The organism is Pseudomonas sp. TH34 (assembly GCF_016650865.1).
Classification (GTDB): Bacteria; Pseudomonadota; Gammaproteobacteria; order Pseudomonadales; family Pseudomonadaceae; genus Aquipseudomonas; species Aquipseudomonas yamanorum.
Map to the genome: position 1 here is coordinate 212748 of NZ_JAEKFB010000012.1, position 9288 is coordinate 222035.

Below are 9288 nucleotides of genomic sequence, written 5' to 3' on the forward strand. Positions count from 1 at the left end.
ATCGCACTTTTCTCAATTCCTTCATGCAATTGACACAAATTGGTACAACCTGTGCAAACGTTTGCGGAACGAACCTGGACACCAGGTTCACCTCAACCCGAAGAATCGGGCCACAACCGCGTAAGAACAGGGATTTTCAATGCAACCCACTTCCAGACGGCCCGCGTCGGCCACCCCTTTTGCTGTTTCCCTGCTACTGGCTGCCGTTACGGGAGTACTCAGCGCACCCATTTTGGCGCAGGAAAAACCCTCCGATGACTCAGCACAGGGCGAAACCCTGGCCCCGGAAGCCAGCCCCTCGAAAAAAGGCGTGTACCTGTCGGACTGGTTCAACCAGGACCTGACGGTAATCGGCAGCAAAGACATCAGCTTCGGCCCCAAACCCGCGGATGACGTGTACCTGGAGTACGAATACTTCGGCCGCAAGGGCCCGTTCGAACTGTATGGCTACGTCGACATCCCGAAGATCTTCGGCATTGGCAACAGCAATGACAAAGGCGCGTGGGACCACGGTTCACCAGTGTTCATGGAGCACGAGCCGCGTATCTCCATTGACTACCTGGCGGGCCGCAGCCTGGCCATCGGCCCGTTCAAGGAATGGTATGTAGCGTTCGACTGGATCTACGACCACGGCAGCAACAAGGACAACCGCGCCAACACCTTGTACAGCGGCCTGGGCACCGACATCGAGACCTACTCGCGGGTCAATCTGTCGGCCAACTTCTACGGCCGTTACCAGTGGGAAAACTACGGCGCCAGCAACGAGTATTCGTGGGACGGCTACCGTGCGCAGATGAAATACATCGTGCCCATCGGCAGCTTCGACAATGGTGCGTCGCTGACCTATATCGGCTTCACCAACTACGATTTCGGCTCGGACCTGCACAAAGACAACCCTGCGCGCACCGCCAACGCCCTGGTTGCAACAAACGTGCTGTTGTATTCGTTCACTCACCTGCGTTTCACCCTGGTCGGCCGTTACTTCCACAACGGCGGCAACTGGGAAGACGGCAGCGAGCTGAACTTTGGCGACGGTAATTTCCGCGCCCGCTCCAACGGCTGGGGTTACTACGCCGGCGTGGGCTATCAATTCTGAGTGTGAACAAGGAGCAGTAGATGAAGACCTTTACCCGCCTTTCAATCGCCATCGGCCTGGCCGCCGGGGCGCTGTTGCCGCAGGTCGTGCTGGCCGATGCACCGGCCCCGATCAAGCCCAAGGTGATGCTGATCACCATGTTCGCCCCCGAGGCGCAGAACTGGATCGACCGCCTGGAGCTCAAGCAGGAAGTTCGCGTGCCGGGCTTGTCGGCCGAATATCCGGTGATCCGCTGCAACACTCAGGACGTGTGCCTGCTGGTGACCGGCATGGGCCAGACCAACGCCGCCGCCTCGACCCTGGCACTGGCGTTGTCGCCCAAATTCGATCTGCGCCAAAGCTACTTCCTGATTGCCGGGATTGCCGGGATCAACCCGCACCACGGCACCATCGGCACCGCCGCGTGGGCGCATTACCTGGTGGAATTCGGTACCCAGTGGGAACTGGATTCACGGGACGCGCCGAAGGATTGGCCGACCGGCTATATCGGCATCAATACCAAGGGGCCGAACGAGAAGCCGCCACTGGACTACAAGACCGAAGTGTTCGAGCTCAATCCCAAGCTGCAAGCCAAAGCGTTTGCGCTGTCGCAGAAAGTCGAGCTCAGTGAAAGCAAGGAGTCCACGGCCTGGCGCAAACACTATCCGTATGCGCCGGCCAATCAGCCGCCGCAGGTCACCCAGTGCGATACCCTGGCGGGCAATACCTGGTTCTCCGGGACTCGTCTGAGTGAGCGCGCCGAGGTCTGGACCAAGCTGCTGACGGACAATAAGGGCGTGTACTGCACCACCCAGCAGGAAGACAACTCCACCTACGAAGCGTTGCTGCGCGCCAGCCGTGAAGGGTTGGTGGATATGAAGCGGTTGGCGGTGGTGCGGGCAGGTTCCGACTTTGATCGGCCGTACCCGGGCTACAGCGAAGTGGACAACCTGTTGAAGTACGCGGACCAGGGCGGTTTTGTGCCGGCGCTGGAAAACCTGTACCGCACCGGTAATCCGCTGGTACAGGCGATTCTGAAGAACTGGTCGGCGTGGGAAAAAGGCGTTCCCGAAGCCTGAATAAAGATCAAATGTGGGAGCGGGCTTGCTCGCGAAAGCGGTGGATCAGTGCCGAATGTATTGGCTGACACACCGTATTCGCGAGCAAGCCCGCTCCCACACAAGCCCGCGCCCACAATGAGCGGGTCAGGGCAGGAAGATAATCTTGTCTGCACTGCCCTGGTTCACTTCCTCAAAGCACTTCACACCGTCGGCCAGCGACACTTCCCGCAAACCGGTCGGCAGCGGCAGCAAATCCTCATCGAAGAACCGCCCGAATTGCTCCAGCATTACGGCGCATTGCTCGCAGTTGTAGAGCAACGAATTGATCCCCACCACCGAACCACCCTTGCGGTACAACGCCAGGGCCGGCAGTTGCACGTGCCCGTCCACCGGCGCGGCAATGATTGCGATACGGCCAAAAGGTGCCAGGGCCGCCACCGCGGCCGGCAGCCAGAAACCGGTGGTGTCAAAGATCACATCGGCGCCCGTACCGAACAGCGCGTTGACCTGCCCTCCCAGCGCTTCCGGCTGGCCCAGTAAAAGCCCCTCGAAACCCTGATCGCGCAAGGCCTCGACCTGTTCCGGCCGACGCACGGCCCCGAGCACCTGGGCCCCACGGATTTTCGCCAGGGCCAAAGCCGCACTGCCTACGGCACCGTTGGCACCAATCACCAGCAAACGCGTGCCTTTAGTTACACCACTGCGCTCAAGGGCGTCCCACGCCGTGGTGTACGGCACGCCGAGACTGGCGGCCTGGGCAAAGCTCAAATGGCTGGGCTTGTGCGCCACGCCCTTGGCCGACACGGTGAGGTACTGGGCGTGGGAACCGTCAGCGAAAAAGCCCAGGTCGCGACCGGTGCCCCAGACTTCCTGGCCCACCAGTGCCTGCGGGCCGTCCACCACCACCCCGGCAAAGTCCCGCCCGGGAATGCGTGGCAACGTGGTGTAGGGAAAACGCCCGAGCACGTTCTTCACATCGCTGGGGTTCAACCCGGCGGCCTTGATCTGCACCAGGACTTCACCCGCTGCCGGCACCGGGGTGGCGACGTCGACGTAAGCGAGGGCAGCGAGATCGCCGGTGGCGGAAAATTGCAGTGCTTTCATGGCCAATATCCATCGAGGTTAAAAAGGGTTTCAGGAGAACCAGGCGCTGAACATTTGCCGGCCCATGGGCCAGAGCTTCTCGCCCATCAACATGCCCATCAGCCCGACCAGGGCGATGGCGGGAGGCGCGGGCGAGCGAAAGTCCAGGGCACCGTAAATCACGCCGACCAACAGGCCGATGGCCAGCGAAATCAGGTAATTCATGGAACACTCCGCAGCAAGGGTTGATGCGGTCAGTGTAGGGAAGCCAAATCCGAAGCATCGGCCAACTGCTTCAGGATTTCGGCCAAGCCTCAGACGGGATACTGCGACGGCGCCATCCCCAGTTCGCGGCGAAACATGTCGCTGAAACTGCTCGGCGAATACCCCAGGGAACGGGCGATAGCGCTGACCGGCTGGCCCTGGATCAACTCGGCCACGGCAGTGGCCAACTGCACCTGGCGGCGCCACTCGGCAAAGCCCATGCCCAGACTGTTCTGAAACAGCCGGGCCAGGGTACGTACGCTGGCACCGGCCGCTTCGGCGTGCTGTTCGAAAGGAATGTCCAGGGAAGGCGACGCCATCACCGCCTGGCAGGCACTCGTCAGGCGTCGGTCGGCGCCCACGGGCAAGGCAATGCGGATCGGCGAGCGCCGGGCCCGTTGCAGTTCCAGCAAGGCCAGGCCGACCACGGCCTCGTAGTAGACCTGGTCACCCTGGTCGCCCTGCTCCACCAGCGCCACGATCAGTTCGCGCAGCAGCCCGCCGACCTCGATCACTTGCACCTGGCTGTCCAGGGTCGCCGCCAGCGCCGGGCGCAGGTAGATGTTGCGCATCTGCAAGTCCGACACCACACGAATCCCGTGCTCGACACCTGGCGGCAGCCACACCGCGCGCTGGGGCGGCACCACCAGCGCTTCCTGGGGTGTCTCGACCCACATCACGCCGCTCATGGCGTAAAGCAACTGGCCCCAATCGTGCTGATGGGGCTCGACGTACAACCCGCGTGGGTAGGTACGCGCCAAGGGTTGCACGGGGACGGCGTGGTTGCTGAGGTCGGGCGGCGCGGCAAGGGCCATGGAGGGCACATCATTCAGGGCTGGAGAGCCATGATAAGACCTGCGGCGGATAATCCGAGTGAATTTTTACCGCGTCAGGAGGGTCACTTAAAGACACAGGGAGGGTTAACGGATCCATGACTAACGCAAAACTTTTCGTGATCGACTACACGCTGCATGGCCAGCCCAAGTCGTTCATCATCCGTCTGGAAAAACTCGACAACGCCGAAGCCTGGCATTGGGCAAGCTGCGATGCCGGCGTAGGCCGTATCGGGCGCTTTGCCCGGGAGCAGGTGAAGAAGACGAGCCAGCCGCAGGCCGAGAAATTCGGCATCGAAAACGTGCAGTGGCGCCGCTCGGATGCGCGCCCCACCGCCTGAAAACCGCTTGAAACCTGTAGGAGCGAGCTTGCTCGCGAAGGTCGTTAACGATAACGCGGGGCATCTGGTGCCCCGCGCCGCTCTCAGGTTTTTCGCGAGCAAGCTCGCTCCTACAGGTCGTCCGCGTTAGCCATGTGCCGACTTGGCACACTCGCACCCGGTCGCAGAAGCACAAGGCTCACCATGGGCATGATGCTCGGCGCAGCCTTGGCAGCAATACCCCTTGCCATCCTTCATCACCGCGTTTTTCCCCAACTGACAATTGCAGTGGGGGCAGGCGCATGTTTTCTCTTGCATGATCAGACTCCTGTTTCGTGGTCGTCCAGATGCGGCGAACGCCGGCACCTCAAGCAGTGACTACAGGCAATCATTCAAGGTTCAAAGGCCCTTCAGTCAGCCCGACGAGCGTTGCTGCGATACATGAACACCAGGGCCAGCGCCAGGCAAAGCATCGCCACGATCCGGCTGCCGGACAGTTCGATCGCCGGGTTCCCCAGCCAGCCAAAGTTGTCGATCAACATACCCATGCCCAACTGCCCGACAATCACCGCCACCGTCGCCACCGCCGTGCCGACAATCGGTACCGCGCCAACCATCACCATCATGTACACCACCCCGAACAACGCCCCGGTCAGTTGCCACTTCGGCACGTCCAGCAGGCTGACTGCATGGGCTGGCTCGAAGAACAGAATCAGCAACCCGGTACTGATCGCGCCCACCACAAAGGTCAGCAGACTGCTGCGCAATACGCCCACCGCCTGTCCGAGGCGGCCGTTGATAGCGGCCTGCACACTCAACACCGCACCGGCGGCCACCACCAACACCAACAACAGAATCAGATTCATCGCCTTAACCTCGTGCAATCAGAACAAGTGCCACCACAATCAACGCCAGTGCAATCCAGCGCTCACCGTTGACCCGCTTGCGGGCAGTGCCAAACCAGCCGAAGTGGTCGATCAACACGCTCTTGCCCACCTGCCCCGACAAGATTGCAATCATGGTCATCGCGATGCCGATATGTGGCGTAGCCAGGGTCAACACCATCACGTACATCGGCCCCAGGAAGCCGCCGATCAGTTGCCAGCGCGGCAGGTCGGTCAACGCCGGGCCTTTTTGCGGGCCGCTGAACAGCAACAGCAAAAACAGGATCGCCGAGCCGACGCCGAAGATGCTCAAGGTCGCCCACAAGTGCCCCACCTGCACACCCAACGGGCCCAGCAACCCGGCCTCCACCGACAAGCCCATGCCGGCGAAAATCACCAGCGGCAGCAACAGCAATCGAAGAAACGTCTTGGGCCTGGCCTGAGCCACACCCGCCATTGAAGAAGCCTGCATACATCACCTGCGCGTTAGAGAGAGGAACAATGGCGCGCATTATCCGGTGGCGCTGCTGTGCGATAAATGGGAGCATGCCGACAACACCTTTGCGTAATGCGCACAGCATGGAGTCATGATGCAGGGCTTGAACGAACTGAGTTTCAAGGCGCTTCGCCTGTTTGTCGCAGTACTGGACTACGGCAGTTTCTCCGAAGTCGCACGCCGTGAAGGGCTGGCACCCTCCTCCATTTCCCGGCAAATCCAGTTGATGGAGCAGGCCCTTGGCCAACAGTTGCTGTACCGCCACACTCGTGCGGTCAGCCCTACCGAAGCCGGGCGCCTGCTTGGGCATCATGCGCGGTTGATGCTGGAGCAACTGGAAGTCGCCGGCCAGGCATTGCAGGAACAGGAAAGCGAACCCAGCGGCCTGGTGCGTATCAATGCGCCGATGGTGTTTGGCCAGCGCCATCTCTCGCCGTGGCTTGGGGAGTTGTGCAGGCGTTATCCGAAGCTGCAACTGGATATCCAGCAAACCGACACCTACGTCGACCCGCTGCAAGACGGCACCGACCTGCTGTTTCGCATCGGCGTGCTGAACGATTCCGGCATGCAAGCGCGAATCTTCGCCCCGCAGCGCTTCCGCCTTGCGGCCAGCCCCGGCTACCTGGAACGTTTCGGTACGCCGCGCCATCCGGACGAACTGGTGAACCACCAGTGCCTGGCCTACAAGGGTGTCACCGGCCAACAACGCTGGTTCTTCCGCTGCGACCAGGACGACTGGACGTCCTACAGCGTCAAGGGCCCGATCACCGGCAACCACGCCGACACTCTGACCCACGCCGCCGAGCAAGGCCTGGGGCTGGTGGTGTTTCCATCTTGGTTGATCGGCGAAGGGCTGCGTGCCGGCACGCTGCAGGCGGTGCTGACCGACTACGAAGTGGCGACGACCCTGGAGCCGCAACAGATTGCGGCGCTGTGGCCGGGTAGTCGGCGGTTGTCGTTGAAGGTGCGGACGGTGATCGACTACTTCGTCGAATGTTTTGGGGCAGTGCCGTACTGGGACCGTTGAGTAACCGTGGGAAACTATTCGGCCCGTACTGTCGGGAAAAGTCCCCCCTTAAGTAAGTCCGATCTGATTTTCCAAAACATGGGTCAAAAACCTCTTGCTCTCGGGCAGACTTCGACGAATTCCTTCAGGAGAGACGTCATGGATGCCAGTCATTACCCGTTCGGAAACCTACAATCGTCCCCGCAAAAATCACCTTCCACCAGCAGTCGGTTGATCTTTGCCTGCTTACGAAATTTTGGCTATATTTGGCCAAAACCTCGGGAAGACCAAATGATTACCGTACCGTTGGGTGAAGCAAAAAATAATTTATCAAAATTGGTCGATGATGCCGCCGCCGGCCAAATCATCACCATAGCCAAGCATGGGCGCGCGATGGCTCGCCTTGTTCCTGTCGGGAAACCGACAGGCCGGCGAATCGGCGCAATGAAGGGCAAACTGGTGGTGCCGGATGACTTTGATGCGCCATTGCCAGACGACATGCTGGATGCGTTTGAGGGAAACCACCCATGAGAATACTGCTGGATACCCATATCCTGCTTTGGGCCCTGAGCGATGATCCAAAACTGTCAGCAAAGGCCCGAAAACTGATCGAGAACGCAGCAGAAATTTACGTCAGCGCCGCCACATTCTGGGAACTGGCGATAAAGGTCGGGCTCGGGAAGCTCAACGTCAACCTGGACGAAATTCGCGAATACTGCCTGGAAAGCGGCTACGTGGAACTGCCCATAACCCCGGAGCATGCCATCGCGGTCAAGGACCTTGAACACCATCACAGGGACCCGTTTGATCGGCTCATCATTGCGACGGCTATCATTGAGCCGATGAAGTTAGTGACCGCGGACCCGATAGTGGCGAAATACACATCATTGGCCGTCTTGACGTAAATCACTTCGCTCAAAACAACCACTGCCCGATCAGCCAGGCATTCGCCCCGCTGATCACCACAAACAAACTCCAAGCCAACAGCCGCGTCGGCACACTGTTCACGAACGGCCCCATCAGGCGCTTGTCCCCCGTCATGCGGATCAGCGGGTACAACGCAAATGGCAACTGCAGGCTCAATACCACCTGGCTGAGGATCAACAGCTTGCCGATGGCATCGTCGCCCATCAGCCACACACCGAGGAACGCCGGGATCAGCGCCAGGCCACGGGTAATCAGGCGTCGCTGCCAGCAGGGAATGCGCAGGTTGAGATAGCCTTCCATGATCACCTGCCCGGCGATGGTGCCGGTGAACGTGGAGCTCTGGCCAGAAGCCAACAGCGCAATACCAAACAGCACACTGGCGAAGGCACCACCCACCAGCGGGTCGAGCAGGTGATAGGCGTCCTGGATTTCCACCACGTCGGTGTGGCCGGTCTGGTGGAAAGCAGCAGCAGCCAGTACCAGGATCGCGGCATTCACCAGCAGCGCCAGCGCCAGTGAGCCAATGGTGTCGATACGCGCCAGCTTGACCGCATCCTGGCGGCTGGCCAGGTCCTTGCCGAATAGCCGGGTTTGCACGATGGAGCTGTGCAAGTACAGGTTATGGGGCATCACCGTGGCGCCCAATATACCAATGGCCAGGTACAAGGGCGCGGCATCACTGATGGCCGACAGCGACGGGGTGAAACCACGGAACACGTCGGGCCAATAAGGCTTGATCAGCACCAGCTCGATAAAGAAACACACGCCGATGGTCGCCACCAACGCCAGCATGATCGCTTCCAGTCGGCGGAAACCGCGATTTTGCAGGGCCAGGATCAGCAACGTATCGAAGGCAGTTATGACAATCCCGGTGGTCAGCGACACCCCCAGCAACAGGTGAAACGCCAGGGCGCAGCCGAGGACTTCGGCGAGGTCGGTGGCGATGATCGAGATTTCCGCGAGGATCCACTGCACGAATGACGAGCGCCGGCTGTAACGCTCGCGGCTCAGCTGCGCGAGGTCCTTGCCGGTGGCGATGCCCATCCGCGAGCACAGGCACTGCACCGCCATCCCCGCCAGGCTGGCCAGCAGCACCACGAACAACAGGCTGTAGCCGTAGCGGGAACCGGCCTCGATGGCGGTGGCCCAGTTGCCCGGGTCCATGTAGCCGATGGAGATCAGCAAACCGGGGCCGGCGAACTTCAGCACGCGCTTGAAAAACGACGCACGGGGATCAACGACGATGGAACCGGCGACTTCCGGCGGGCAGAACGGTGCAGTAGCGATTTTGGGCAGGCTGAATTTCACGCGGGGTACCAGGCTTTCACACAAGACGTGA

At 60.6% G+C, this 9288-nt stretch carries 13 protein-coding genes; 6 read left to right on the forward strand and 7 right to left on the reverse strand.

All coding sequences use genetic code 11. The features are described from left to right. Positions 1–139: 139 nt before the first annotated feature. On the forward strand, positions 140–1096 hold the full coding sequence (locus tag JFU58_RS09160; RefSeq protein WP_201140328.1) for a nucleoside-specific channel-forming protein Tsx: 957 nt from the start codon (positions 140–142) through the stop codon (positions 1094–1096). Between the two features lie 20 nt (positions 1097–1116). Next, on the forward strand, positions 1117–2154 hold the full coding sequence (locus tag JFU58_RS09165; protein WP_201140330.1) for a purine-nucleoside phosphorylase: 1038 nt from the start codon (positions 1117–1119) through the stop codon (positions 2152–2154). A gap of 126 nt (positions 2155–2280) precedes the next feature. Here the strand turns inward: JFU58_RS09165 and JFU58_RS09170 are convergent, their stop codons facing one another. The 3 genes from JFU58_RS09170 to JFU58_RS09180 form a co-directional block, all read right to left on the reverse strand. Beyond that, complete coding sequence (locus JFU58_RS09170; protein ID WP_063029315.1) at positions 2281–3240, reverse strand: quinone oxidoreductase family protein; 960 nt, start codon at positions 3238–3240, stop codon at positions 2281–2283. Positions 3241–3270: 30 nt separating this feature from the next. Continuing rightward, a complete protein-coding gene (locus JFU58_RS09175; RefSeq protein WP_081253131.1) occupies positions 3271–3444 on the reverse strand; it encodes a DUF1427 family protein in 174 nt (57 codons plus the stop codon). An 89-nt stretch (positions 3445–3533) separates the two neighbouring features. After that, positions 3534–4298, reverse strand: coding sequence for an AraC family transcriptional regulator (locus tag JFU58_RS09180; RefSeq protein ID WP_177026374.1), 765 nt, complete (start codon positions 4296–4298; stop codon positions 3534–3536). A 116-nt stretch (positions 4299–4414) separates the two neighbouring features. Here JFU58_RS09180 and JFU58_RS09185 point away from each other — a divergent pair, with 116 nt between their 5' ends. After that, the gene (locus JFU58_RS09185) at positions 4415–4657 is read left to right on the forward strand and encodes a DUF6555 family protein (protein ID WP_017479865.1); all 243 of its coding nucleotides are present in this window, start codon (positions 4415–4417) and stop codon (positions 4655–4657) included. 126 nt (positions 4658–4783) lie between these two features. Here the strand turns inward: JFU58_RS09185 and JFU58_RS09190 are convergent, their stop codons facing one another. From JFU58_RS09190 to JFU58_RS09200, 3 genes are all read right to left on the reverse strand, one after another. After that, the gene (locus tag JFU58_RS09190; protein WP_008437063.1) at positions 4784–4954 is read right to left on the reverse strand and encodes a metallothionein; all 171 of its coding nucleotides are present in this window, start codon (positions 4952–4954) and stop codon (positions 4784–4786) included. 92 nt (positions 4955–5046) lie between these two features. Continuing rightward, on the reverse strand, positions 5047–5502 hold the full coding sequence (locus tag JFU58_RS09195; RefSeq protein WP_003208100.1) for a DMT family transporter: 456 nt from the start codon (positions 5500–5502) through the stop codon (positions 5047–5049). 4 nt (positions 5503–5506) lie between these two features. Next, entirely contained in the window at positions 5507–5992 is a 486-nt protein-coding gene (locus JFU58_RS09200) for a DMT family transporter (RefSeq protein ID WP_201140332.1), read from the reverse strand. A 118-nt stretch (positions 5993–6110) separates the two neighbouring features. Between JFU58_RS09200 and JFU58_RS09205 the strand changes: the two genes are divergently transcribed. The 3 genes from JFU58_RS09205 (at position 6111) to JFU58_RS09215 (ending at position 7927) form a co-directional block, all read left to right on the forward strand. Next, positions 6111–7043: a LysR family transcriptional regulator gene (locus JFU58_RS09205; RefSeq protein WP_177070994.1), complete on the forward strand. Its 933-nt coding sequence runs from the start codon at positions 6111–6113 to the stop codon at positions 7041–7043. A gap of 138 nt (positions 7044–7181) precedes the next feature. Further along, entirely contained in the window at positions 7182–7553 is a 372-nt protein-coding gene (locus JFU58_RS32220) for a type II toxin-antitoxin system Phd/YefM family antitoxin (RefSeq protein ID WP_231988837.1), read from the forward strand. Beyond that, entirely contained in the window at positions 7550–7927 is a 378-nt protein-coding gene (locus tag JFU58_RS09215) for a type II toxin-antitoxin system VapC family toxin (protein ID WP_063029307.1), read from the forward strand. The genes JFU58_RS32220 and JFU58_RS09215 overlap by 4 nt, the downstream gene beginning before the upstream one ends. Positions 7928–7937: 10 nt before the next feature. Here the strand turns inward: JFU58_RS09215 and JFU58_RS09220 are convergent, their stop codons facing one another. Further along, positions 7938–9257 carry an Nramp family divalent metal transporter gene (locus JFU58_RS09220; RefSeq protein ID WP_201140334.1) on the reverse strand — a complete coding sequence of 440 codons (1320 nt, stop codon included), beginning with the start codon at positions 9255–9257 and terminating at the stop codon, positions 7938–7940. Between the last annotated feature and the right edge of the window lie 31 nt (positions 9258–9288).